This window comes from Glycomyces tritici (assembly GCF_030403505.1).
On record NZ_JAUEMJ010000011.1, the window covers coordinates 75,557 to 99,605 of the forward strand.

Consider the following 24,049-nt stretch of genomic DNA (forward strand, 5'->3'; position numbering starts at 1 on the left):
TGAACTATAGAGATCTATCGATATCTAGTCAACGGGGTCCGGGCTGCGGTCGCGGCGCCTTGCGAGGCCCGCGCGCGGAATCGCCCGATCGGGTGAGATGTGGACGGTACTGCCGTCTTCTACTGTCGGGTATCCGCTAACGACGCGTGATGTCGCCGTCGCCGCGGCGACAATGAGGACGTCTCGAGGCAGTGTCGCCTCCGTCTTCGCTTCCTATGAGGTGCTTGCACTGTGAGTGAATCTGCGAGACCGCGCGGCGTCACCGCCAAACTGGTCCTCCTGCTCCGCGAGCTCGCCGCGGGCCGCGAACCGGCCGGCGTCTCGCACCTGGCCCGGAGCACCGGGCTCCCCAAGACCACCGTGCACCGCCTCCTCGCCGACCTCGAGAGCAACGGCATCGTCCACCGCGACCAGGGCCGCTACCAGCTCGCCTCCCGGCCGCACTGGGCGAACCCGGGCCCGCAGCGGGACGTGACGCTGCGCAAGGTCGTCAAGCCGTACCTGCTGGAGCTGTACGCGCGGACCGGGCACGTGGTCACCCTCGCCACCGCCTGCGGCGACATGGCCCGGTTCCTCGACGTGCTCTACCCGCACCGCTTCACCGAGATCCTGCTGCGCACCACCGCCGCCGTCCCCCTGCACTGCACCGCCACCGGCAAGGCCATGCTCGCGTTCGACCCCGCGACCGCCGAGCAGTACCTGCGCAAGCACCATCTGACCCGCCTGACCCGGCACAGCATCGGCACCCGGCAGGCATTGGACGCGGCGCTGGTGGAGACGCGGCTGCGGGGCGTCGCCATCGACCACCAGGAGCACGTGGCCGGCTTCTGGGGCGTGGCCGCCCCGCTGGTCGACACCTCCGGCCGCGCGGTCGGCGCCATCGGCCTGGCCGGACCGGTCCGCGGGTTCCGGCCCGGCGAGCACGTCGCCCAGCTGCGCACGGTGGCCAAAGCCGCCTCCGACGCCCACAACCGCCGCTCACCGCAGACCGTTCCGGACGGCGGAACGGCCCCGTTCCAAGACCCGGAACACTGCACCGCGTCGCCGCCGGGAGTACCGAAACCTCCATAGCCTCAACGCATGCCAGCGCACACCATCCCTGTCGTCGGCCGTCCCTTCGCGCGATTCGCCGCGCTCGTCGGCGGCCTGACCCCCGACGCCGCCCTGACCGCCCTGCGGGGGCGCACGCTCGGCCCGGCCCACCTCGTCCCCGGGCAGGGCGTCACCGCCGAGGAGTGGTCGGACATCGAAGCGGCCGGGGCCGGAGCGGTCACCGCGGACCCCTTCCTCTGCCGGGAGCCGGTCCGGGTGGGCGTCCACCAGCGGGACCCGCGGAACGTCCTCATCGCCGACCTCGAACCGGTGACGGACCACCACTGGCGGGCCGCGATCGTCATCCACCCCGAGAGCGCCCCCCTCGCGGACCGCGACAACGGCACCGCGCACGTCCCGGGCATGGTCGAGGTCGAAGTGGGGCTCCAGACGGCGATGGCCGTGGCCGAGCAGTACCTGCTGCCGCGCCCGGGCGCCTTCGACTTCACGTCCAACCGGGTCGAGATCGCCTTCGAGGCCTTCATGTTCCCGCTGCAGGCCGTGGTCGAACTGCACGCCGACCGCGTGGCCTGGTCAGGCCCGGAAGTCCTCGAACTCGACGCGACCGCCCAGATCCACCAGGGCGGCCGGCGCGTCATGACCATGCGCTTCCGGTCGCAGGCCTTCGAGCGCGGCCTCCTCGCCGGCCTTGAGCGCGAACGCGCCGACGCAGTGCTCACCCGAACCACCGATCCGACCTTTCTGGAGCAGCGATGAACACCCAGCCTCTGACCGGCAAGCGCGCCCTCGTCACCGGGGCCTCCCGCGGCATCGGGCGCGCGATCGCGCTCGCCCTCGCCGAAGCCGGCGCCGATGTCGCCGTCCTCGCCCGCGGCGGAGACGCCCTGGAGTCGGTGGCCGCCGAGATCAAGGACCTCGGCCGCCAAGGGGTCCCGGTCGTCTGCGACGTCACCGACCCGGCCCGGATCGACGCGGCGGTGGGCGAGGCCGTCGATGCCTTGGGCGGGCTCGACATCGCCGTGAACAACGCCGGCGGGTTCAACTGGACCGGCCCGTTCCTCGACATGACCGCCGCGGACTGGGAGGAGGTCCGCGGCCTGAACCTCGATGCGAGCGTGTCGCTCCTGCGCCGCGTCGGCGCGCACCTGACCGCCCAGGGCTCCGGCTCGGTCCTGAACGTCTCCTCGATCGCCGGGCTCGGCGGCGCGCCGCGCCTGTCCTTCTACGCGGTCTGCAAGGCCGCCATGATCTCCCTGACCCACACCCTCGCCGTCGAATGGGCCGCCTCGGGCGTGCGCGTCAACGCGATCGCCCCCGGCTGGATCGACACCGCCCTCACCGGCTCCTTCACCGCCCACGACCAGGTGCGCCTGGGCCTGCAAAGCGAGGTGCCTCAGGACCGCTGGGGCCGGCCCGAGGACGTCGCGGGCGCCGCCGTCTACCTCAGCTGCGACGGTGCCGCCTTCGTCACCGGATCGGTGCTCGTCCTCGACGGCGGCCTCACCAGCCAGCTCTCGCACGTCGCCCGCAACCTGCTCGACCTCGGCCGCGCCGCGGCCTGAACCGGAGGAACCGTGAACCCCGACCAGATCGACCGGGCCCGCGCACTGGTGGCCCGCGTCCTCGAAGTACCTCCGGAGGACGTGGCCGACGGGGCCGACTTCCGCGACGACCTGGACGCGGACTCGCTGCAGCTGGCAGAGATCGCCGCCGCCCTCGAAGACGAGCTCGGCGTGGAGTCGGACGAGCCGCCCGCGTCATTCGCCGAAGTCCGCGAACTCCTCGCCGCCGAGGCCGGGCCGTGAGACGGGCCGTCATCACCGGTCTCGGGCCCGTCAGCGCCATCGGCACCGGACGCGAGGCCTTCGCCGAAGCGCTCATGACCGGCCGGAGCGGCCGGCGCGACGTGACCGCCTTCGACACCAGCGGATACCGCATCCACCACGCCTGCGACATCCCCGACTTCGATCCCCGGCACTGGATCGAACGGCTCGACCCGGCGGACGTGGGCCGCTCGGCGGCGCTCGCCGTCGCCGGGGCGCGGCTGGCGCTGGCCGACGCGGGCCTAGCCCATGAGGCGCTTGCGGACCGGGAGGTCCTCATCGCCGTCGGAGTGAGCGACTGCGAAGCGGCAGACGAGGACCGGCTGGCCGAGCAGGCCGTCCGGCACGGCCCGCGCGGGTTCGATCCGGCCACCGCTGCCAGGTTCGCCACGCCCGCATCGACACAGGTGGCGGCCGAACTCGACCTGCCGCACGCCGAGACCATCGACATCGCCGCGGCCTGCGCCGCGGGGAACCACGCCATCGCCCACGGGCTCGACGCGATCCGGCTCGGCGAGGCCGACATCGTGCTCTGCGGCGGCGCCGACGCGTTCGGACGCCGCATGTTCACCGGCTTCCACCGGGTGAAGACCCTGGCCCCGGACGCCTGCCGGCCCTTCGACGCCGACCGCGCCGGGACCATCACGGGCGAAGGCGCGGGCGTCCTCGTCCTCGAGGAGCGCGACCGGGCGCTCGAGCGCGGTGCGACCGTCCACGGCGAGGTCCTCGGCGCCGCCGTCAACTGCGATGCCCTCCACCCCGTTGCGCCCGACAGGGACTCGGTGGCCGCGTGCATCGGCCTCGCGCTCGCCGACGCGGGCCTGGAACCGGCCGATGTGGACGCGATCTGCGCGCACGGCACGGGGACGCCGGCCAACGACGTCAACGAGGCGAGCGCGGCGCGGCTCGTGTTCGGCGACCGGCTCCCGCCGATGACGGCGGTCAAGTCGATGCTCGGCCACGCCATGGGCGCCTCGTCCGCGCTCGGCGCGATCGCCTCCGCGCTCGCCATCGGGGCGCAGTACCTGCCGCCCACGATCAACCACCGCCGCACCGACCCCGCCTGCGCGGTCGACTGCGTCCCGAACACGGGCCGGCCGGCCCGCCTCGACGTGGTCGAGAACCACGGCTTCGGTTTCGGCGGCACCAATGCCGTCGTCCTCATCGGACGGCACTGATGCGAATCAAGGACTTCGCCTACTGGTCGCCGCTCGGCGCGCGCCCGGCGCTCTCGGGCGCGGGCGAGCCTGACGTCGTCCACGCCGCCGACCTGCCTCCGGGCGGCATCGTCCCGGTCCCCGGCTTCGACATCGGCGCCGAGGTCGGCGCCAAGGGCGTCCGCTCGATGGACCGGGCCACCGCGTTCGCCGTCGCCACGGCCGGGCGCCTGCTCGACGGCGGCGATCCGGCGCGCACGGGCGTCGTCCTCGCCACCACCGCCGGCAGTTTCGCGACCATGATGGCGTTCGGGGCGCAGTCGCTCACCAAACCCAAGCCGTACCAGGTCGATCCGGGCCGGTTCCCGGTCGCGGTCATGAACTACGCGGCCGGGCAGGTCGCGATCCGCCACGGGATCACCGGCCCGAACGCGGTGGTCCGCGGCGGCACCGCCGCCGGAGCGCAGGCGTTGCGATACGCCCGCCGGCTCCTCGCCTCCGGACGGGTCGACCAGGTGCTCTGCGGCGCGGCCGAAGAGGCCACCGCCGAACGCGCCTGGCTCGAACACGCCGCAAGCGGCGGCAAGCGGCCCATCGGCGAAGGGAGCGTCATGTTCCGCCTCGTCGCCGACGACGAACCGGGCCCGCGCATCACCGCGATCGCCACCCAGCTCGGCCCCTCCGCCCTGGAAGGCGCAGTGCGGCGCGCACTCGCCTCGGCCCGCACGGCGCCGGAGGCCATCGGGGCCGTCGCCGCCACGGGCGGACCCGAAGAGGCCGAAGCGCTCCGGGAGGTCCTCGGTGCCCTCCCCGAGACCGTGGCGGCGCACGAGCGGCTCGGCGACACCTCGGCCGCCGCCATGGGCTTCGCCCTCGCCGCCGTCCTCGAGACCACCGGTCCCGGAACGGATTTCGCGCTCACCGGCATCGAACGGCCGGGCCTGGCCTGCTGCATCGTCGGGAGGACGTGAACCATGGCCGACTGGGGCATCATCGGATCGGGCGCCTACGCCCCGGCCACGGTGATCGACAACGAGGCCGCGGCCGCCGCGCTCACCGTTGCGCCGCAATGGATCCTCGACGCCACCGGCATCCGCGAACGCCGCCGCGCCGCTTCCGGCGAGGCCGCCTCCGACCTCGCCGCGCACGCCGCCCGCGCTGCGCTTCGCCGCACCGGCCTCGGCATCGCGGACATCGGGCTCATCGTCGTCGGCACCTCCACACCGGACGAACTCGGTCCCAGCACCGCGTGCCGGGTCCAGGCGCTTCTGGGCGCCCGCGGCGCCGTCGCCCTCGACGTCGGGGCCGCCTGCGCGGGCTACCTCTTCGGTCTGAGTCTCGCCCGCGACTGGCTCGCGGCCCGGCCCGGCGCCGGATATGCGCTCGTCATCGGCGTCGAGGTCTACTCGCGGTTCCTCGACCCCCGCGACCGCTCCACCGCCGTCATCTTCGGCGACGGCGCCGGCGCGAGCATCGTCGGCCCCGTGGCGGACGGCGAGGGCATCCGGTCGGTTCGCCTCGGCTCAGACGGCACCCGCGCGGACGCCGTCCTCATCCCCGCGGGCGGCAGCCGGCGTCCCTTCGAGCCCGCCGCTCAGCGGATCACCATGGACGCCAAGGCCATCCGCAAAGCCTTCCCCGAACTGTTCGACATGATGCTCGCCGAGACCCTCGCGGAGCACCGCATCGGCGTGGACGGCATCGACCTCCTCGTGCCGCACCAGCCGAACCCCAGGACGCTGCGCATGTTCGCCGAGGACGCCGGCATCCCGCTCGAGAAGGTCGTCGTCATCGGCGACCGCCTCGGCAACATCGGCGCCGGGTCCATCCCCACCGCCCTCGCCGAAGCCGCCGCGGACGGGCGGCTCAAACCCGGGCAACGCGTCCTGCTCATGGCCATCGGCGCTGGCCTCACCTGGGGTTCGATCCTCATCCACTGGCCCACCCCGCCACCAGAAGGAGCCCCGAAGTGAACGACGACCTCGCCGCCTTCGTCACCGGAGGCACCGACCAGACCGCGCTGCGCGCCCTCTTTGCCGGGCCCGCCTTCGACCGGCCGCAGGGGCTCACCGCGGCGCAGTCCCACGAGCACATGTCCGAGCTGGTGCGAAGCGTCACCTCGGCCGCGGGTCCCGCCGCCTCGCTCCTCGCCGACCGGACCCGCCTCACCGACCTCATGGGCTGGGCCGCCACCCGCGACCCCGTGCTCTTCCACGCCCTGCTGCTCCACTACTGCCTGTGCCTCAACGGGATCGCCGAGTTCAGCCCCGACCCGGTCAGGGCCCTCGCCGCGGTCGAGGAACGCGGCGACATCGGCGTCCTCCTCATGACCGAGGCCGGCCGCAGCGGCAGCCACCGCGCGATCCGCACCGAAGCCCGCTACGACCCGGCCGCCCGCGAATTCGTCCTGCGCACCCCGGACGCGACCGCCGTCAAGTTCCCGACCGCGGCCGGCCTGGCCTCGGTCTCCAGAACCGCACTGGTTTACGCGCGCCTCGTCGTCGACGACGCCGACTGCGGCGTGTTCGCCTTCGAGATCCGATTCGGCGGCGCCCACGGGCGTCCGGAGGGGATGCGGATCGCGCCGACCCCGGAGGTCACGGCGCTCCCGGTCGACTACGCCGCAGTCGCGTTCGCGGGCACCCGGCTCCCGTTCGACGCCTGGCTCGCCGACAGCGCCGCGATCGGCACGGACGGTCGATTCAGCGATCCCCTCGGCACACGCGAGGCCCGGCTGAGCCGCTCCATGGGCGTCGGGACCCGCACGTGGACCGCCATGGTCGCCGGCTGCGCGGCGTTCACCCGCGCCGCCTGCGCCATCGCGGTCCGGTACGCCCGCACCCGCCTCACCTCCGACACGCTCTCCGCCGACCGCCCGCTCATCGGACACCGCTTCCAGCAGGTCGAACTGCTCACCGCCCTCGCGGACGCGTACGCCCTCACCGCACTCGCCAACCACGCCAAGCAGCGCACGGACGCCCCGACCGCTGCGGCAGGCTCGACCTGGGCGCCCTGGTCGGCCGTGGACGCCACGCTGCCGCTGCTCAAAGCGGTCGCGAGCGAGACCGCCGAACGCGTCGCGCACACGTGCCGGGAACGCTCCGGCGCGCTCGCCTACGCCGGGACGCCCCTCCTGCTCGCCCACCAGAACACGGCCCACGCCTACCTCAGCGCAGGCGGCGACAACGCCCTCATCCGCTTCGACACCGCCCGCGCGATGTGCGACGAGGGCTTCGAGCCGCCCGAAGACGCAGCACCCCAAGGCATCCGAGTCACGGACGACTTCCTGCGCCTCGCCCGGGCCTGCGAGCACCGTCTGCGCGCCAAGCTGACCGAGCGCGTCACCGCGAAGGACGGCGACCCGTTCGAGGCCTGGGACGGCGCGCTCGCACTCGGGGCCGAAGCCGCCGCCGTCCGCGCGGAACGGCTCCTCATGGAGCACTTCGCGGCGGCCGCGGCCGCATCCGGCCCGGACGCCCGCGCGGCGCTGGAGCGCCTGCTGATCATGCACGGCATCGGCTGGGCGCGAAGGCGGGCCGCGGCGCTCACCCGATGCGGCCTCCTCACCGGCGCCGCCCTGGAGTCCCTCGAAGACCTGGCGCACCGCACCTGCGACCTCCTGCTCCCCCGCCTCGCCGACCTCGTCGACGCCTTCGGCCTCGACGAGGAGTACCTGGGCACCTTCATGGCGGCCGACGACCACCTCGCGGCATTCGCGGCGCAGCACGGCTTCACCGACCTGTAGACGGCCGGATACCGCTCGGCCTCAACGGCGCAGGGCGCACCCTTAGCGTCCATAGTGTCCTAGCCGCGATCAGGCGGAGTCGCGGACGACCAGCTCGGTGGGAAGCACGCGCGTCGTGGCCTCGGCGCCGTCGATGGCCTGCAGCACTTCGCGGACCATGGTCTGGGCGACCGCCGCCACGGGCTGGTGGACCGTGGTCAGCTCCGGCGCGGTCCGCCTCGCGATCGCGGAGTCGTCGAAGCCCGCGACGGCGAGGTCGGCGGGCACCCCCAGGCCGCGCGTGCGGATGGCCTCGATCGCGCCGGCGGCGAGCAGGTCTGAAGTGGCGAAGACACTGTCGATCTCGCGCCCGGCGTCCAGGAGCGCCGCCATGGCGGCGTGCCCGTCCGCCTGCGAGTACCGCGCGGCCGGTTCGAGGTGGACGAGATCGCGGCCGAGGCCGCGCGTGAACGCTTCGATGCGCTGCTGCGGGCAGAGGGTCTCGGGATAGGCGGCGATCACGGCCGTGCGCTGATAGCCCTGGTCGCGGAAGTGGCGGCCGAGCGCTTCGCAGCCGGGCGCGTCGTCACTGCGGACGAGGGCGAACTCGCGGGGCTCGGCGAAGGGGTTGCCGCAGACCACGACCGGCAGGGCCCGGGACTCGAGCAGGTCGAGCAGGGGGTCCTGCCCGGTTTCGGCGGGACTGACGAACAGGACGCCGTCGACGTGGCCGGCGCGGAGGAACGCCGCGACCCGATCGCGCTCGGCGGCGTCGGCCGCAGTGAGGAAGACCAGGGAGCGGTCCGCGGCGGCGAGTTCGCGGCTCGCCTCCTGCAGGATCACGGCGTAGTTCGGGTCCTCGAAGAGTGCCGTCGGCGCCGCCCCGAGCACGAGGGCGACGCTGTTGGTGCGCTGCATGACCAGTGCCCGGGCACGGGCGTTCGCGGTGAACCCGGTCGCACGGACCGCCGCCATCACCTTCTCGCGGGTGGCGGGGCTGACCCAGTTGCGGTCGTTGAGCACTCGCGAGACGGTGCCGATGGAGACGCCGGCGGTGTCGGCGACATCCCGGATGGTGATGCCCTCGCGGCGGCGGCGCGGACGGGGCCGCGAGTACTCCTGATCGGCCGTGTCGCTCCCGTCGGAGGCGAAGGGGCTCATGACGACCCGTCGACGGCGTGGCGGCGGGCGCGGACCGGGCGGGCGAGTGCGCGGAGGACGCCTTGGCCGCTCGTCTCGGCGAGTGCCCGGCGCGCGTCGGGGTGGAGCCAGATCGGCGCCTGCGGGTGGAGCGGCAGGACGTGCACGGTGACCTCGGCGGTCCCTGCCGGAACAGTGATCGTCCACAGTGTGCCATCCCAGAACCGGTCGGTCAACAGGACGCCGTCGGCCTCGGCCACGGCGACGTCGCCGATCCATTCGATCGTCAACTCGAAGTCGTCGTCCTGCAACGGGTCCGGAACGGCGATGTCGTAGCGGGCCCCGTCCGCGAACACCTGCTCGAGCGGAGGGGCGGAGGCCCGGCCGTTCGAGGCACCGTAGTCGACCGGCGGTTCGGCCGCCGGGCGGCGCAGGGCGACATGGAGGTCGCTCGTGACGGCGGCCGGGCCGGGCGCCGGGGTGAGCGGGTCGAACCGCAGGTGCTCGGTGTCGAAGCGGGCGACGGGTCCGCCGGTGCGGTCCCAGGTGAGGACGCCGGACTCGTCGACGTCCAGTTCATCGGCGCTGGTGTACAGGACGCCGTCGATCACCCAGGCCTGCTCGGCGAGATCGGCGGGCAGCACGACGACCGCGTCCTGACCGCGCTCGAATGCCCGCACTCGATCCGGATCCGCCTCGGACACGGCACCCCCGACAGCGATCCACGCGCTGATGCCGGGGAGCGCGGCCAGGACCGCGACGCGCCCGCCACCGGGGCGGTCCAGGAGCGTCAGCAGGTTCGCCGTCGCCCAGTCGAGGCGCATTCGTCCGATCTGGAGGCCGAACGGGAACCGCGCGATGGTCCCGGGCGGGATCGCGATGGGCTCGTCGGGGAAGGTGAGCGTGCTGCCTGGGAGCGTGATCGCGAAGGCGACCGGGGCGCTCGGGCCCAGCGCCTCGTGCGGCTGGCGGCGGTTGACGAACACGAAGCCGCACTCGCCGTCGGAGCGGATCGCCCACCGCGGCGTCTCGGCGTCGAAGGCGTCGGCGGGCACGCGGTCGGGCAGGGTGGAGGGCATCTGGACGAGCCGGTCGCCCACGGCCGCAAGGAAGGCGTGCTGCTGGCGCAGGAGCGCGTGCGTCCGGGTGGGCTGCCCGGCGGCGCCGATGGGGGCATGGAAGTCGTAGTCGATCTGCGGCAGGTCGTTCGGGTAGCCCGTGGCGTGGGATTCCTGCAGGCCGAGGCCGGGATTGCGGCCGCCGGCGTACATGTAGTAGCCCTGCCAGGCCGATCCGTTGCCCAGCTTGACGTTGGCGACCGCGGCGATGTCCTCGGCGTCGAGCACGGGCCGGCGGTGGTAGGCGGTGGCCATGCCCCCGCCCAGTTCGCAGGTCACCGGCGGGAACACCGTCGAAGGCGAGCGCGACTCCGGACCGGGCAGGCCCGGGGCGCGGAGGTCGGCGCCGATGCCTGGGTCGTCCCACACGTGGCGGAAGAAGAAGTGCTCGCGGAACGAGACGTCCCACGGGGCGGTCGCGTCGGTCCAGAACCCGTCCGCGTAGCCGCCGTACATGGGGAGGACCTCGTCCTCCGGCAGCACCGCGCCGCCCCAGGCGGTGGCCATCCACAGTGGTGCCCGCAGGCCGGCCGCGACCGCCATGCGCTTCAACGTCGCGATGTGGGCGGGCTGGTCGTACAGCTCGTTCTCGACTTGGATGCCGATGACCGGGCTGCCGGGCTCGAAGTGCGCGGAGAGCTGGTCGGCGAGCGCGGCGAACCAGGGCGCGACGAGTGCGAGGTAGGCGGGGTCGTCGCTGCGGTGGCTGACTCCGGCCTCCTGGACCCAGTCCGGGAAGCCGCCGTTGCGCACCTCGCCGTGGCACCACGGGCCGATCCGCAGCACCACCTCGAGGCCGGTCTCGACGCACAGGTCGAGGAACGCGCTGATGTCGCGGTCGCCTTCGAAGGAGGGAGGCTGGTCGCGCTCGGGCTGGTGGTGGTTCCAGAAGAGGTAGGTCGCGACGGTGTTCACGCCGCCGTTGCGCATGGCCCGGAGCCGGCGCCGCCACGACTCCCGCGGCACCCGGGTGAAGTGGAGCTCGCCGGACACCGGGAACCAGGGCTCGCCCTTGCGGGTCAGGTACCGGCTGGTCAGACCGATCCGGTGGTTCGTGCCGGAGGCCATGGCCGGAGCGGCGAGCGGAAGCTCCCAGTCGCGGTGCGTCACCGTCAAAGCGTCGTGTGGACTCACAGGTCACCCGTCTTGTCGAGCGCGCGGCGGGGTCCGCGCGATGCACCCATGCTAAAAACGTTTTCCGGTTTGCGCAACCGCTCGATCGACACGGGCGACGACCGATGGCCCCCGAACGTTCGATGCGCTGCCGCCTGCGCGGCAGATCGCCAGGGCCGGAACAGGAAATGGCCGGCCTTCGCTGCCCGCCACGCTCGGGGCAGGCCGCGGCACCCGCCGGACGGCACCTGTGCTCGCCCGCAGGCTGCGCCGTCACGGCGGCGTACGAGTGTCCGCTCAGGGCGGACATCGGATCAAAGACGCTGCCCTGCGCGGGACGCGAGGGGCCCGGGTTCACCTCGAGAAGCGGCGAATCCAGTTCGGCTGCACGGCGTTGAGGTTGTGGACCATCTGCACGTAGTCGCCGAAGGCCGCGTTGACCTCGTCGTGGCTCTTTCCGTAGGCGCTCGAGTCGTATTCGTGGCGGCGGGTCGTATCGCGCTTCCCGAAGTGCTCGTCGAGGCGGCGGTCGGATGCCGGGTCCCATTCGATGCCCAGGTGGGAGAACAGCGCCGGGATCGTGCTGCAGGGGTCGGTGGTCAGCCAGTGGTAGGGCACATCCACGATCCGCTCCCGCGGGAGGCCGGCCCGGGCGGTCCGGTCGGCCTCGATGCCTTCGACGAGGAGGTCGAGCCAGAGGTCGCCGAGCTCGTGCAGGTCGACGGCCTCGGGGTTCAGATGCATCCGCCAGGTCGCCTCGTTCATCGAGCAGGTCGACCCGAACGCGGTCACCGGATCCCTGTGGCACCAGACGATCGTCGCGCTCGGGAAGACCTTGAAGATCTCCGGCAGGTGCCACAGGTGGGCCGGCTGCTTCAGGACCCAGCGCTTGCGCGGCCGCCCGTACTGGAGTACCTGGAGCACCCGCTTGAGGTACTCGTACCACGGCAGCGCGTCGGCCTCGTCGATCCATCTGCGATAGCCCTTCAACGGTGCCGTGCCCATGAAGAACCTGGTGGCGACCTCGGCGAAGAACGTCTCCTCGGGCTCGAAGGCGCTGAGCGGGTGGATGTCCTGGAAGTAGGGTTCGTAGCGGTACATCAGCTTGATGACCTTCTCGATGCCCTTCGACTCCTTCCGCCAGTCCTCGTAGTGGGTCCTGGTCGAGACCAGTTCGGCCATGAGCGGGCCGCGGCAGCCCTCGGCTCCGGCGAGGAGCCGGTGGGTGACGGTGGTGGCCGTGCGAGGCAGTCCGAGGATGAAGATCGGATCGTCGATGGGCTCCTCGGCGATCGCGGGGTCGGCTCGGTGCTGCGCGTCGACCTGGGCGACGTTGCGAAGGCGCGGCCCGACCTGGGAGTGCTCGGCGCTGTAGCGCCCCATTGCGGACAGTCCCGGCTCCTTGTACATGGCGATCAGGAGCTGCCGCAGCGCTTCGGCTTCGGGCCCGTCGGGGACCAGGCCGAAGTCGCGCTCGCAGCCGTCGAGGAGCCGGCGCCACAGCGCCTCGGGGCTGCGGCGGCGCTGGGTGAGGCTCAGGACGCGATTGGTCACTCCCAGCAGCGGGGTAGGACGTGGCATGGCGGCTCTCCTTGGGAGGGAATCACAGCGCGAGGGGTGGTGATGGTCGCCGCACTGATACTGGCACAGCGGCGACGCGAAAAGAAGCCCCTCACCGGCGCTCAGGCCATGTCTGCGGTGCGGAGATGCCGCTTGATCAGCAGGATGCCGACGAGCGGCGGTCCGAAGAGGGGAATCCCCTCGGCCACAGGGGACCCAGTGTTCGACCAGGTGAAGGCCTTCAATCGGATTCCCGATTGCGATGGTGCCCGAGGGTCAGGAGCGCGCCGATGAGCGGCAGCCCGAAGAGGGTCGTGAGCACAGGGATCTCCTCGGCCGACTCGAACCCGGACGGCGCACCGGCTTTCAGCCACGAGGTGAGCTCGTCGTACTCGTAGTCGCCGATCGGGATGTCGACCATCAGTCGGAGTGCGGCGACCATGACGAGGCCGAGCGCGCCGACGGCGCAGAACACGCCCAAGACGATGACCGACCAGCGCGGGCCGATCCGTGAGGCGACCGCGAGGGCCGTGAACGCGGCCGCGAGGAGCAGGCAGCCGACGGCCGGGTAGACGAACCGGAAGTTCACGATCGCGTCGAGCTGCGGGAGGTAGCTCGCGCCGAAGTCGTCGTTGTCGTCGAGCAGGGTCTCCGCGGCAGCGTCCCTGGCGGGGCCGGCGGCATCGAGCAGGAAGACCGCGCAGGCGAGGAGGATCACCGCCAGTGAGAAGGAGAGGATGACCGCGGATTCGGAGCGGTTCGGCTTCGGCCGCGGGGGACTCGCGAGTCGGTTCATGAGGGTCTCCGATCGACGGGTGCCGGACCTTCGATCATAGGTGCCGCGTACCACCGCGGTCCACTGTCGCCGTCCGGCCGCCGGGTCGAGCCGATCTGGCTGCCGGTGTCGGCGGTGCCTGAGGCGGGGCCGTCCTGCTCGGCCGGGTGTTGCCGAGCGGTGGCGATGCCGTTGAGCACCCCCGACCATGCCCCGGACTGCCGTACCGCCAGGCCCGTTGCGGGGCGGGCGCTCAGGCCCAGGACGTCACGGTCGCCTGCCAGCGGGCCGGGAGATCGTCGAGACCGGGCATCGCCGGGTCGAGCGTGAAGCACACCGACGCGGTGTCCCGGTAGGTCAGGAGCACCGTCGCCACAGGGACGCCGAGTGGCGCCCACATCACCGGCGCGACGCGGGTGACCGGCGCGCCTTGGAACTCGAGTCGTCGCCGCAGCACCAGATTGGATGCGAGCGCCGCCGCGTGGGCGGGCTTCGACACCGTTTTGAGCACCTCGGTCATCGCGACGACCGGGGTCAGGGCCGTGATCCGGCGCATGGCCTCGCGCAGGGACGCTGAATGCAGCACGGTGGTCGCGCTCGGCGTCATGGCGAGTCGCTCCTCGGCGGTGCACTGCCCGCCGGGGACGGCGATGGACGCGAGGATGACGCGGTTGCCCGGCAGGTCCTCCTCGCCGGGGCGGCGCAGGTTCACCGGGACCAGGAACGGCACCGCGGCCGGGACCGGAGCCGAGGGCAACCGCTGCGTCCCTTCGGTGAGGGCGTGGGCGAGCGCGGCGAGGTAGACGTCGTTCACGGTGGTGCCGCGGGCGGAAGCGGCGCGGCGGAGCAGGTCGACCGGCATCTCGCACCACCGGTGCGTCCGCTCGGCGGAGAACCCCGCCGGGTGCGACGCCCAGATCCCGGAGCGCCGGGCCCCGCCGAGGAGCGCACCCGCGGCGGTGGTCATGGCCCGCATGGAGACCCGCGGCCTTTGAGCGAACCCGGGGTACGCGGAGGAGGGCGTCCCGGTGTCGTCTGCGAACAGCGTCTCCAAGGTGTGGAGGATGCCGCCGCCGTCCTGCAGCGAATGGTGGACCCGGTAGAGCAGCGCGAAGCCGTCCTCGGAGTGGCCGTGCAGCAGGTGGAGCTGCCATGCGGGGCCCTGCTCCGGCAGCGGCGCGCCGATGAGCTCGCTCGCCGCCGTCTCAAGCGACGCCGGGCCCGGAGCGAGGCGGTGCTCTCGCACATGGGCCGCCAGGTCCAGATCCGCCTCGATGCGCCAGGACGACCCGGCCGGGAGGCTCCGCAGCGCCGGGAGCAGCGCCAGCCGCGCGGAGACGTGGGCGGTGACCTGGTCCAGATTCGGTGGCGCGCCCATGCAGTGCAGCATCATGCCCACGTGCGGCCGCGTGGACGGCGAGAGCGCCGGGGCGGCCCACAGCGCCCGGTCCATCGACCTCCGCGGCGCCGAGGCCCGCTTGCCGGCCGCGCGTGCCGCTGCTGTCCCAGTCTCGTTCACCACCGGATCATAAGGGACGACAAGGTCCAACCCGGTCGCGAAGAGCGCACCGTTCTCGAGTCGTCGCGGTGAGACCTGAACTGCGCGAGCGGATCGGCCGGCTCGAATCGCGTCGCCTGCGCTCTGTGAAGCACCTCGGGACCCGCCGGTCTGCGGGTCCCGAGGTGCTTCTTCGTTCCTGTCGCTGTCGTCGGTCAGCGGTCGATGATCGCTATCGGCTCGCACGCAGCTGCTGGAGCGTGACGGCCGACGCCCACAGCCAGATGAGCGCGCCGCCGGTGAGCATCCACCGGTAGTCGGCCGCGGCGAAGGTGACCGCGGTGAGCGCCAGGTACAGGGCGGGCACGATGTAGCAGACTGCGCGCCAAGCGGTCCGGCGCTCGGAGCGGAACCGGCGTGCGAAGACGAAGCAGGCGACGAGGAGGGTGAGCCCGGCTCCGGGCGCTGCGAACGCGTGCAGGATGCTGTGCCAGCTCTGCTCGGCGGGAGCGCCGTCCGGGGTCCCGGCGGGATAGCCGAAGGCGGGGTCGGCGACGAAGACGCCGCCCCACACCAGCGCGATCCCGTACAGGCCGAACAGTCTCGGTCCCCACGTCGCGGCGGGGCCGCCGCCGAGGGAGCGGCGGAGTCCCACCGCCCCGGCCAGGGCCAGCAGGCCGGAGACGATGAAGTTCGCGATCTGGATCCAGCCGAGGTCGCTGAGGCTGAGCAGGCTCAGCGGATGGACGACGGGGTCGAATCCTTCGCGGGTCGCGGCTTGGACGAGGGTGAGGCCGACGAACAGCGGTCCGGCGGCGACGCCGCACGCCAGCAGGCCTCGGACGGTCGCGGTCGCGGAGGCGGCGGGCGGGGCTGCGGTAGCGGTGGTCATCAGTGTGCTCCTTGGGGCAGTGGATGGGTTCTGCCCGTATAGACGAGGCGGCGCACGCGGATTCATCGGTGGCGCGGCGAATCCTCATTGCGTTGCGCGCCGTCCAGGTCACCAGCCCCGGTTGGCTTCCAAGCGCAACGCGAGGTCAGTCGCCGAGCGTCTTCAAGCCGGTGTCGCTGAGCCGATAGCCGACCCATTCCTCCATGGGCACCGCGCCGAGCGATTCGTAGAAGCCGATGGCGGGCGCGTTCCATTTGAGCACTGACCAGTCGATCCGCTGGTAGCCGTTGGCCTCGCATATGCGGGCGAGCTCGCGCAGGAGCGCCGCACCGTATCCGCTGCCGCGGGCGGCGGGGTCGACGTAGAGGTCTTCGAGGTAGATGCCGTGCTTCCCGGTCCAGGTCGAGAAGTTGAGGAACCATACGGCGATGCCCGCGATACGGCCGCCGGCCTCGACGACATGCGCGAAGACCGCGGGATCGGGTCCGAACAGCGCCGCGTCGAGGTCCTCGACGGTGGTCTCGACCGCGTCGGGCTCGCGCTCGTACGCCGCGAGGTCGCGGATCCGCTGAAGGATCTGAGGCAGGTCTTCCGGATGGGCGCGACGCAGGACCGCGCCGTCGGCCAGGACGGTGTGCTCGCTCATCGGCACGAGTCTATGACCGCTGTTCCAGGACCCGGCGTCACCCACGTCTCGGGGCCGGCGCAGTGAGCAGACGGGTGCCGGGGGCCGACGCCGAGAACGGCCCGGGCACGACCCCGCCGCGCGGGAGGCCGGTGATGTCCGAGCTCAGGTCCAGATCGGACCCGTCGGGGTTGGAGTAGCCCATCTCGGCCTGGTAGCTCGTGCCGAGGCGCTCGGTCGTCACCGGTGCGACGAGGTCGATGGCGTCGCTCAACTCGACGCGAACGATGCCGGCTGCGGCGTCGTGCACCTCGACGCGCACCGGCGACGTGTCCAAGACACGGGGCGCGGGTTCCGCGCGGAACGGTTCGGCGCCGTCCGCGTACAGGTTGCCTTCGACCCACACCGGGAGCCGGGGCCCGGCCAGCGCGCTGCCGTCCTCGTGCGGGTACTCCTCCGGGGTCGGGCATGCGTCGTACTGCGAGGTGCCCACCGGGGTGGGCACGAACGTGGCCTGGCCGGGCACGCCGTCGATGTCGATCGCGCCGTTCCAGAAGCTCGCGAGCACCGGTTCCGCCTGCGGTTCGGCACGTTCCCCGTCGCCGACGAAGACGTTGTTGTAGAACCGGTTGTCGCCGCCGAGGATGTTCGAGACGCCGTAGACGGCCGTGGCGTGCGGCAGGTGGTACGGGGTGTACCGCTGGTGCTCGGTGCAGTTCGCGATGCGGCCCGCGAAGTAGTTGTGCACGTAGGCGCCGCCGGTGGACATGTCCTTGACCGACCACGGCGAGAGGAACAGGTTCGAGTCCACGAGGTACGGGCCGTGGCAGACCTCGACCATGAAGTCTTCGGCGGTGGAGGCGTAGAAGACGTTGCGCCGCACCAGGGTGCCTTGGGCCTGCCAGTCGAGCCACAGGGCCCGGTGCGTGTGGTGGATGGTGTTTCCGCTGATCACGGTGTCGATGGCGGCGTGCAGTTTGATGCCGGCCACCTCGGCGCCGTGCCATTGCCGCTTCACGTGGATGCGGGCGATGTGGTTGTCGACGATGCGGGAGAACGCCGCGCCGAGGTGTCCGACGATGCCCGCCTGCTCGCAGTCCTGGATGGTGTTGCGGCGCACCGTGTGGGAGCCGACGTGGTCCCGGTCCCACGGGTGCGGCTCGCCGGCGGCGGGTCCGCGCAGGGCGAGTGCCCGCTGGATGACCTCGCGTTCGCGCTGTGTGCCGCCTTTGGCGCCCTTGGGGCTCGCGGTCCACTCGTTCTGCCCGGTGCCGGCCTCCTTGCCCAGGGAGACGCCGACGTTCTTCGAGTCGGTGATCGTGTTGTCCTCGATCACCCAGCCCTTGGACCAGTGCGGGCCGATCAGGCCCTCCTGCAGCGCGGTGGGCGGCGCCCACTGCGTGGCGGCCTTGGTCAGGGTGAAGCCGCGCACCGTGATGTGGTCGGTTCCCGTGGCCTCGGGCCAGAAGACGAATGTGCGGGCGTTGATCTCGATCTCGTGGTCGGCGGGGTCGGCGCCCCCGAAGTTCGCCCAGATCGTGGTGGCGTCGTCCCCTGTTTCGCAGTACCAGGTGAGCAGGGAGCCCGCCTGGTCGAAGGAGTCTTCGGTGGCTGCGGGGTGTTCGACGCCGTCCAGGGTCAGCGACTCGTACATGGACTTGCCGTCGAGGTACACCTCGCCGGTGTGCCAGGTGTTGACCTGGTCGAAGAACCAGTCGCCGCCGATGCGCTCGGCATACGGGTTGCGCTCCCCGAACAGGGTGTTCGGCACCGTGGCCGTCCAGACCCCCGCGGCACCGGGGTGGGGGCGCCAGTCGGCGACCACCTCGGCGCCGGAGATGGTGACCGGCTCGTAGAGGCCGTCCGCTCCTGGCGCGGCCTGGTAGGTGATCGGTGCGTCGGCGGTGCCGCCGCGAGGCGGATTGACCCACTCCCGGTACACGCCCTCGTGCACGAGCACGGTGTCGCCCGGTTGCGCCAGCGCCGCGGCCGCACCGATGCTGAGCAGCGGGTCTTCAACGGTTCCGGCGGCGGTATCGGACCCGGTCTTCGCGACATGTAGCTCCACGCCGCAAACCATAACCCGAGCCCTTTACCGATCCACCACCGATCGCCGTGGTGCTGATGTCCGAGGGGGCCGCTCAAGCAAGCGCCAGGTCGACCAGGCGCTCCGCGTGCAGCCGCGTGGAGTCGAAGACGGGGACCGGGCTGTCGGTGGCGTCCACGAGCAAGGTGATCTCGGTGCAGCCGTAGATCATTCCCTGGCATCCTCGCTCGGCGAGGTCGGCCATGACCCGGCGGTACTCCTCGCGGGACTCGTCGCGGAGCACGCCGAGGGTGAGCTCGTTGTAGATGATGTCGTGGATCCGTGTGCGGTCCGCTTCGATCGGCACGACGACTTCGACGCCGTGCGCGGCCATGCGTTCGCGGTAGAAGTCCATCTCCATCGTGAACCGCGTGGCGAGCAGCCCGATACGGGTGAGCCCGGCGGCTCGGACGGATTCGGCGGTCGCGTCGACCAGGTGGATGAACGGCACGGCCACCGCCGATTCGAGCTGATCCGCGACGACGTGCATCGTGTTGGTGCACAAGGCGATGTAGTCGGCGCCTGCGCGTTCGAGCGTGGCGGCCGCGCGTGCGAGGCGTTCGCCCGCGGCTTCCCAGTCGCCGGCGCGCTGCATGTCCTCGATCTCGGCGAAGTCGACGGTGACCATGATGCTGTGGGCATTGTGCTGCCCGCCGAGCCGGGCCCGGACGTCCTCGTTGATGAGGCGGTAGTACTCGGCCGAGGACTCCCAGGACATTCCGCCGATCAGCCCGATGGTGCGCATCGCACCATTGTGCCCGAGCGGTCGGTCGCATCGGGGTGCGGCGATGTCTGAAATGAAGAATTCCTTCATCAGTTGCTTGACTTGTGGAGATTCCTGTCAGATCCTGGAAAGGTCCGGTCGACCTGGGGATGGATTCCCAAGCGTCGCCATCGCTGCGATTCGAGTCCATCCCGCCGGACGTCGTTCGACCCCATGATGAGAAGCGCCCGACCTCCTTTCCCACCCCCTCCCACAAGGAGCAGTCATGAGTTGGATCAGATCGAAGCGGCATGCCCTGACCGCGCTGTTCGCAGCGGCCGTGATGGGCGTTGCGGCAGCAGTCGCCGGCGCCTTGCCCGCGCAGGCCGCGACGGCCCGCAACGGCGTGTGCGAGTCCGGGGAGTTCTGCCTCTACTACAACAGCGACACCTCCGGCTCGGTGAGCGACTTCGCCGGGTCCGTCAGCGACTACGGCTCGAGCACGGGCTGCTACAAGTTCATCAGCGCGGGCGCCGGCCAGGGGCAGTGCGTCAAGAACAACGCCGCCTCGGCCTGGAACCGGACCAGCCGGTACGTCACGGTGTTCTACAACAGCGGCTACAGCGGCCCGATCGACAACTTCAGCCCAGGGGCGGAGGCCAACCTCCGCGCCTACCTGAAGAACGAGAACGCCGCCCACCTCATCGGCGTCAGCGGCAACGCCACCGCCAACCTCGAGTACGCCGTCTACCACTCGTCGTCGGCGAACATCACCGCGTACTTCGACGGCTACACCACCACGTCGGGCCGGCACGAGGGCGTCGACATCGCGCACGCCGTCGGCGCCTCGGTGTACGCGCCGGTCTCCGGCACCGTGGTCCGCATGACCGAGGGCTCCCGGGGCTCCGGCGGCCTGTCCACCCTCGCCGTCTACAACTCGAGTCTCGACAAGACCGTCGTCTACCTGCATCTCGACCCGACCGTCGGTGTCGGCGCGACCATCTCCGTGGGCGAGAAGATCGGCGTCGAGGACTGGCGCGGCGTCAGCTCCTCCGGCGGCGCCCACACGCACGTCGAGATGCGCAACGGCCGCCAGACCGCCGCGGCCCCGAGCGTCGGCGACCCCACCCTGAGCAACCCGAACCCGACGAGCTTCTGGACCGCCAGGGGCTACAACATCTGCTGCCAGTTCGGCTAGGTCCACGCTGACGCAGGCAAAGAGCCGCGGAGGGCCATCGGCCCTCCGCGGCTTCGCTCACGCCCGGGCCAGGACTGACGACCGAACCCAGGCCTGGCCGAACGGCACTGGGTTAGTCGACGACGAAGCCGCCGGTCAGGTTGGCCACCGTCCCCGTGATCGCGGCGGCGCGGTCGGAGGCCAGGAACGCGGCCGCTGCGGCGAGTTCCCCCAGTGTGGTCGCCCGCTTGCGGTGGGTCCGGTCGGACATCATGGCGGCGAACTCGTCTGTGGAGATGCCATAGGCCGCGGCGTGCAGGCCGAAGACCACGTCGATCGTGCCCGTCTCCTCCATTCCCGTGGTGCGCAGGCACACCGCGCGCACGCCGTGCTGGGCCCACTCGGCGGAGAACTGCCGGTTGAGCGATTCCATCGCCGCCCAGGCCGGGCTCATGCCGCCCATCAGCGGGATGCCCAGCGCGCTCGGCGTCGGCGTGTGCATCAGGATCACGCCGGAGCCCTGCGCGATCATGCGGCGGGCCGCCTCCCGGCCGGTGAGGAAGTGCGACCGGGTGTAGGTCGCGATCGGAGCGGAGAAGTGCTCCGCCTCCAGTTCGGTGAGCGGAGTGCCCTGCAGGTGGTGCTGCGGGATGCCGATCGCGTTGAAGGAGACGTCGATCGTCCCGGCCTCGCCCGCGACGGCATCCAGGTGCTCGGCTATCGCGCGTCCGTCGAGGGCGTCCACTTCGGCGGTTCGGGCGCTGCCGCCGGAGGCGTCGATGCCCTTCGCGAGGGCTTCGAGGGCGCCGAGGCGGCGTCCGGTCAGGTGAACGCGGGCGCCTTCGCGGGCGAACGCCCGGGCCACCGCTCCGCCGACCGCTCCGGCGGCGCCGTAGATGATCGCGTTCTTGTCCTTGAGCAGCATCGAATCTCCTTTGAGCATTGGTGCGGTCACGGCAGTTCGGCCAGTCCGGCCGCGGTGAGCATGTATCCGGCGGCGAGGGCCTCCGGGTCGGTGCGGACGAGGCCGAGCACCGCCGATCCCGCCTGCTCCGGTGTCAGCGGGTCGCCGAGGCGCTGCAGGAATGCGTCCTCGGTCTCGCCGTTTCGGGCGGCGTAGGCGCGGATGCCGCGCCTGCCCACCTCGCCGAACGGCGTGATCTTGGGCAGCACGGTGGTCACGGTGAGGGCGAGCCCGGCCCGGTCCGACTCGTCCTGGGCGTACCCGGCGATGAACCGCTGGGCCGCCTTGGCCCCGGCGTAGCCGCCGCTGGCGGGCGACCCGCCGATGGCCGCGCCACTGCTGACCACCACGATCCGGCTGCCGGGCGGCAGCGGCTGCAAGAGCGCCTCGCGCAGCCACGTGAACGCGATCTTGACGTCGGCGTTCCAGTTGGCGGAGAAGGTCTCCCAGGTCTGGTGCTGGAGCGGGCGCATCACCGGACCGGCGCCCGCGACCAGGACGAGGACCCCGGGCTCGTACCGGTCGAGCAGCCGCCACGCGGCCTCCGGATCGGTCGCGTCGGCCGTCTCGGCCCGGATCCGGCCGCTCGCGGCGGCCAGTTCGTCGAGGTCCCTGCCGGTCCGGGCCACCGCGACCACCGAGGCCTTCGCGTCGGCGAACGCGAGCGCGATCCCGCGCCCGAGGCCCCGGCCGCCGCCCACGACGAGTGCCGTCGTCCCGCTGAGGTCAGTCACGGTCGCCCGCCAGGTAGGTCGCCATGTGGCGTTCCAGCGCCTTCGTCGGACCGCCGTCCCAGCCCGCGGTCGCTGACGCCGACAACGGGTCCGGGAAGAGGTCTTCTTCGCCCTTCTCCACGCCGTCGAAGACCTGGCGCGCGACCGCCTCCGGCGCGGCCTTCGGGATGTCGAAACCGCGGGTCATGTCGGTGTCCGTCGGGCCCAGCAGCACGGCGTGCACGCTGATGCCGTCGCCTGCCGTGAGCATCCGCAGCGACTGGGTCATCGAGAACGCCGCCGCCTTCGACATCGAGTACGTCGGCTGGAGCGGCATCGCCGCCACCCCCGACAGCGACAGGATGTTGACGATGCGGCCGCGGGAGCGCCGGAGCGCCGGCAGGAACGCCTGCGTCACCGCATAGGGGCCGAAGCAGTTGACGGCGAAGTGCCGTTCAAGCGCGTCACTGTCGTCGAGTGCGTCCGGAAGCGCGATCCCCGCGTTGTTGACGAGGACGTCGAGTGCGCCGATCTCCTCGGCGGCCGCCCGTATGTCGCCGGCGTCGGTCACGTCGAGCCGGATCGGCACGACCCGCCCGTCCGGGTGGGCCAGCGGGCCGCGGGTCCCCGCGTACACGCGCTTCGCACCCCGTTCCAGCGCCTCGGCGACCAGCGCCTTCCCCACGCCGCGATTGGCTCCTGTGATGAGCACGGTCGTGTCCGCGAACGTCATGGTTCCTCCGTAGATTGGTACGCGGTCCTCCCGGACCGCGTGTCCGATGGGCTGCCGTCTCGAGCGGCGTCGAAGGGGTAGGCACCGCGGACACGCGGCATTGGTCGGTCCCTAAGCGACCAATTCGAGGCCCGGCCGGTGTCAGCACATGAATGAGGACTTTCCAACCGGAGCGGAGCGACGAGATGGCCGCGACCGAACTGCTCACCGAGGCGCGAGCGGGCGACGGCGAAGCGTTCAGGCGCTTGACCGAGCCGTACCGGCGCGAACTCCAGGTCCACTGCTACCGGATGCTCGGTTCGGTGCAGGATGCCGAGGACGCACTGCAGGACACGCTCCTCGACGCCTGGCGCGGCCTGGGCGGGTTCGCGGGCCGCTCGTCGATCCGGACCTGGCTCTACCGCGTCGCCACCAACCGGTGCCTCAACGCGCTGCGCTCGACGCGCCGCCGTCCGGCGCGGGCGTGGGGCAACCCCGGCGTCGAACCACCGGAACCGACCCGGATCGGCGAGGTCACCTGGCTCGAGCCCTACCCGGACACGCTGCTCGAAGGCGCGCTCACCGTCGCGCCGGGCCCCGAGGCACGCTACGAGCAGACCGAGGCGATCTCACTCGCGTTCACGACGGCGGTGCAGCTGCTGCCCGCCCGCCAGCGCGCCGTGCTCATCCTGCGCGACGTGCTCGGCTACCGCGCCGACGAGGTGGCCGAGATGCTCGACTCGACCACCGAATCCGTCCACAGTGCCCTCAAGCGCGCCCGCGCCGGACTCGGACGGCGGCTGCCGAAGGACCACGAACCGGCTCCCGCGCCCGGTTCGGCCGCCGAGCGGGCCCTCATCGACAGGTTCGTTCGCGCTTACGCCGCAGGCGATGTCGAGGGACTGGTCGCGCTCTTCGCGGAGGACGTCCGAGTCTCCATGCCGCCGATCCCGCTCGAGTACGAGGGTCGCGAGGTCGCCGGCGACTTCTTCGCCGCGGTCATGAAGGACGGCCGGTCGCTCGCCCTCGTCCCCACGCGCGCCAACGGCCAGCCGGCATTCGCGGCTTACCTCGACCCGGTCCCCGGAGGACCGCGCCCGGGCACCGGCCTCACCGTCATCACCCTCGCGGGCGACCGCATCAGCGCCCTCGTCAGGTTCGACAGCGTCGTACTCCCGCGATTCGGCCTGCCCCGATCACTCGCCCGCTGACGGGC

The 24,049-nt window shown here is 71.9% G+C and carries 22 protein-coding genes; 10 read left to right on the top strand and 12 right to left on the bottom strand.

What is annotated here, in order from left to right; genetic code table 11:
• The first annotated feature begins 231 nt into the window (after positions 1-231).
• From QWI33_RS25390 to QWI33_RS25425, 8 genes are read left to right on the top strand one after another with little or no spacing between them, the layout of a single operon-like run.
• Entirely contained in the window at positions 232-1,071 is an 840-nt protein-coding gene (locus tag QWI33_RS25390) for an IclR family transcriptional regulator (RefSeq protein ID WP_289959640.1), read from the top strand.
• 9 nt (positions 1,072-1,080) lie between these two features.
• Positions 1,081-1,809, top strand: a complete 729-nt coding sequence (locus tag QWI33_RS25395; RefSeq protein WP_289959641.1) for an AfsA-related hotdog domain-containing protein — start codon at positions 1,081-1,083, stop codon at positions 1,807-1,809.
• On the top strand, positions 1,806-2,615 hold the full coding sequence (locus tag QWI33_RS25400) for an SDR family NAD(P)-dependent oxidoreductase (protein ID WP_289959642.1): 810 nt from the start codon (positions 1,806-1,808) through the stop codon (positions 2,613-2,615). The genes QWI33_RS25395 and QWI33_RS25400 overlap by 4 nt, the downstream gene beginning before the upstream one ends.
• A 12-nt stretch (positions 2,616-2,627) precedes the next feature.
• Positions 2,628-2,858 (top strand): phosphopantetheine-binding protein, encoded by a 231-nt coding sequence (locus tag QWI33_RS25405; protein ID WP_289959643.1) that lies wholly within the window; start codon positions 2,628-2,630, stop codon positions 2,856-2,858.
• Positions 2,855-4,054 (top strand): beta-ketoacyl-[acyl-carrier-protein] synthase family protein, encoded by a 1,200-nt coding sequence (locus tag QWI33_RS25410; RefSeq protein ID WP_289959644.1) that lies wholly within the window; start codon positions 2,855-2,857, stop codon positions 4,052-4,054. The genes QWI33_RS25405 and QWI33_RS25410 overlap by 4 nt, the downstream gene beginning before the upstream one ends.
• Complete coding sequence (locus QWI33_RS25415) at positions 4,054-5,004, top strand: beta-ketoacyl synthase N-terminal-like domain-containing protein (RefSeq protein WP_289959645.1); 951 nt, start codon at positions 4,054-4,056, stop codon at positions 5,002-5,004. Before QWI33_RS25410 ends, QWI33_RS25415 begins: the two co-directional genes overlap by 1 nt.
• Before the next feature lie 3 nt (positions 5,005-5,007).
• Positions 5,008-6,006, top strand: coding sequence for a 3-oxoacyl-ACP synthase III family protein (locus QWI33_RS25420; protein ID WP_289959646.1), 999 nt, complete (start codon positions 5,008-5,010; stop codon positions 6,004-6,006).
• Positions 6,003-7,778 (top strand): acyl-CoA dehydrogenase family protein, encoded by a 1,776-nt coding sequence (locus QWI33_RS25425; protein ID WP_289959647.1) that lies wholly within the window; start codon positions 6,003-6,005, stop codon positions 7,776-7,778. Before QWI33_RS25420 ends, QWI33_RS25425 begins: the two co-directional genes overlap by 4 nt.
• Positions 7,779-7,847: 69 nt before the next feature.
• Here the strand turns inward: QWI33_RS25425 and QWI33_RS25430 are convergent, their stop codons facing one another.
• From QWI33_RS25430 to QWI33_RS25470, 9 genes are all read right to left on the bottom strand, one after another.
• Positions 7,848-8,918, bottom strand: coding sequence for a LacI family DNA-binding transcriptional regulator (locus tag QWI33_RS25430; RefSeq protein WP_289959648.1), 1,071 nt, complete (start codon positions 8,916-8,918; stop codon positions 7,848-7,850).
• Positions 8,915-11,125, bottom strand: coding sequence for a beta-galactosidase (locus QWI33_RS25435; protein ID WP_289959649.1), 2,211 nt, complete (start codon positions 11,123-11,125; stop codon positions 8,915-8,917). The genes QWI33_RS25430 and QWI33_RS25435 overlap by 4 nt, the downstream gene beginning before the upstream one ends.
• A gap of 357 nt (positions 11,126-11,482) precedes the next feature.
• Positions 11,483-12,709: a sulfotransferase family protein gene (locus tag QWI33_RS25440; protein WP_289959650.1), complete on the bottom strand. Its 1,227-nt coding sequence runs from the start codon at positions 12,707-12,709 to the stop codon at positions 11,483-11,485.
• Positions 12,710-12,929: 220 nt separating this feature from the next.
• Positions 12,930-13,484, bottom strand: a complete 555-nt coding sequence (locus QWI33_RS25445; RefSeq protein WP_289959651.1) for a hypothetical protein — start codon at positions 13,482-13,484, stop codon at positions 12,930-12,932.
• Between the two features lie 232 nt (positions 13,485-13,716).
• Positions 13,717-14,982 carry a wax ester/triacylglycerol synthase domain-containing protein gene (locus QWI33_RS25450; RefSeq protein WP_289959652.1) on the bottom strand — a complete coding sequence of 422 codons (1,266 nt, stop codon included), beginning with the start codon at positions 14,980-14,982 and terminating at the stop codon, positions 13,717-13,719.
• Between the two features lie 211 nt (positions 14,983-15,193).
• On the bottom strand, positions 15,194-15,853 hold the full coding sequence (locus tag QWI33_RS25455) for a DUF998 domain-containing protein (protein WP_289959653.1): 660 nt from the start codon (positions 15,851-15,853) through the stop codon (positions 15,194-15,196).
• Positions 15,854-15,998: 145 nt separating this feature from the next.
• Complete coding sequence (locus QWI33_RS25460) at positions 15,999-16,499, bottom strand: GNAT family N-acetyltransferase (RefSeq protein WP_289959654.1); 501 nt, start codon at positions 16,497-16,499, stop codon at positions 15,999-16,001.
• A gap of 37 nt (positions 16,500-16,536) precedes the next feature.
• The gene (locus QWI33_RS25465) at positions 16,537-18,546 is read right to left on the bottom strand and encodes a right-handed parallel beta-helix repeat-containing protein (RefSeq protein WP_289959655.1); all 2,010 of its coding nucleotides are present in this window, start codon (positions 18,544-18,546) and stop codon (positions 16,537-16,539) included.
• A 73-nt stretch (positions 18,547-18,619) separates the two neighbouring features.
• Positions 18,620-19,309, bottom strand: coding sequence for an aspartate/glutamate racemase family protein (locus tag QWI33_RS25470; RefSeq protein ID WP_289959656.1), 690 nt, complete (start codon positions 19,307-19,309; stop codon positions 18,620-18,622).
• A gap of 244 nt (positions 19,310-19,553) precedes the next feature.
• On the opposite strand from QWI33_RS25470, the gene QWI33_RS25475 reads away from it, so the two are divergent.
• On the top strand, positions 19,554-20,465 hold the full coding sequence (locus tag QWI33_RS25475) for a peptidase inhibitor family I36 protein (RefSeq protein ID WP_289959657.1): 912 nt from the start codon (positions 19,554-19,556) through the stop codon (positions 20,463-20,465).
• Positions 20,466-20,577: 112 nt separating this feature from the next.
• Here the strand turns inward: QWI33_RS25475 and QWI33_RS25480 are convergent, their stop codons facing one another.
• Genes QWI33_RS25480 through QWI33_RS25490 form a run of 3 tightly spaced genes read right to left on the bottom strand, consistent with a single transcriptional unit; the run spans position 20,578 to position 22,854 of the window.
• Positions 20,578-21,369, bottom strand: coding sequence for an SDR family NAD(P)-dependent oxidoreductase (locus QWI33_RS25480; RefSeq protein ID WP_289959658.1), 792 nt, complete (start codon positions 21,367-21,369; stop codon positions 20,578-20,580).
• A 26-nt stretch (positions 21,370-21,395) separates the two neighbouring features.
• The gene (locus QWI33_RS25485; RefSeq protein WP_289959659.1) at positions 21,396-22,142 is read right to left on the bottom strand and encodes an SDR family NAD(P)-dependent oxidoreductase; all 747 of its coding nucleotides are present in this window, start codon (positions 22,140-22,142) and stop codon (positions 21,396-21,398) included.
• Entirely contained in the window at positions 22,135-22,854 is a 720-nt protein-coding gene (locus QWI33_RS25490; RefSeq protein WP_289959660.1) for an SDR family NAD(P)-dependent oxidoreductase, read from the bottom strand. Before QWI33_RS25490 ends, QWI33_RS25485 begins: the two co-directional genes overlap by 8 nt.
• A gap of 185 nt (positions 22,855-23,039) precedes the next feature.
• On the opposite strand from QWI33_RS25490, the gene QWI33_RS25495 reads away from it, so the two are divergent.
• Positions 23,040-24,044, top strand: a complete 1,005-nt coding sequence (locus QWI33_RS25495) for a sigma-70 family RNA polymerase sigma factor (protein ID WP_289959661.1) — start codon at positions 23,040-23,042, stop codon at positions 24,042-24,044.
• The last annotated feature ends 5 nt before the right edge of the window (positions 24,045-24,049 follow it).

Excerpts from the sequence above, each read along its gene's own strand:
- QWI33_RS25445 (WP_289959651.1), bottom strand. The coding sequence starts at position 13,484 with ATGAACCGACTCGCGAGTCCCCCGCGGCCGAAGCCGAACCGCTCCGAA.
- QWI33_RS25415 (WP_289959645.1), top strand. The coding sequence starts at position 4,054 with ATGCGAATCAAGGACTTCGCCTACTGGTCGCCGCTCGGCGCGCGCCCG.
- QWI33_RS25455 (WP_289959653.1), bottom strand. The coding sequence starts at position 15,853 with ATGACCACCGCTACCGCAGCCCCGCCCGCCGCCTCCGCGACCGCGACC.
- QWI33_RS25420 (WP_289959646.1), top strand. The coding sequence starts at position 5,008 with ATGGCCGACTGGGGCATCATCGGATCGGGCGCCTACGCCCCGGCCACG.
- QWI33_RS25395 (WP_289959641.1), top strand. The coding sequence starts at position 1,081 with ATGCCAGCGCACACCATCCCTGTCGTCGGCCGTCCCTTCGCGCGATTC.
- QWI33_RS25440 (WP_289959650.1), bottom strand. The coding sequence starts at position 12,709 with ATGCCACGTCCTACCCCGCTGCTGGGAGTGACCAATCGCGTCCTGAGC.
- QWI33_RS25430 (WP_289959648.1), bottom strand. The coding sequence starts at position 8,918 with ATGAGCCCCTTCGCCTCCGACGGGAGCGACACGGCCGATCAGGAGTAC.
- QWI33_RS25475 (WP_289959657.1), top strand. The coding sequence starts at position 19,554 with ATGAGTTGGATCAGATCGAAGCGGCATGCCCTGACCGCGCTGTTCGCA.
- QWI33_RS25480 (WP_289959658.1), bottom strand. The coding sequence starts at position 21,369 with ATGCTGCTCAAGGACAAGAACGCGATCATCTACGGCGCCGCCGGAGCG.
- QWI33_RS25495 (WP_289959661.1), top strand. The coding sequence starts at position 23,040 with ATGGCCGCGACCGAACTGCTCACCGAGGCGCGAGCGGGCGACGGCGAA.
- QWI33_RS25470 (WP_289959656.1), bottom strand. The coding sequence starts at position 19,309 with ATGCGCACCATCGGGCTGATCGGCGGAATGTCCTGGGAGTCCTCGGCC.
- QWI33_RS25460 (WP_289959654.1), bottom strand. The coding sequence starts at position 16,499 with ATGAGCGAGCACACCGTCCTGGCCGACGGCGCGGTCCTGCGTCGCGCC.
- QWI33_RS25400 (WP_289959642.1), top strand. The coding sequence starts at position 1,806 with ATGAACACCCAGCCTCTGACCGGCAAGCGCGCCCTCGTCACCGGGGCC.
- QWI33_RS25490 (WP_289959660.1), bottom strand. The coding sequence starts at position 22,854 with ATGACGTTCGCGGACACGACCGTGCTCATCACAGGAGCCAATCGCGGC.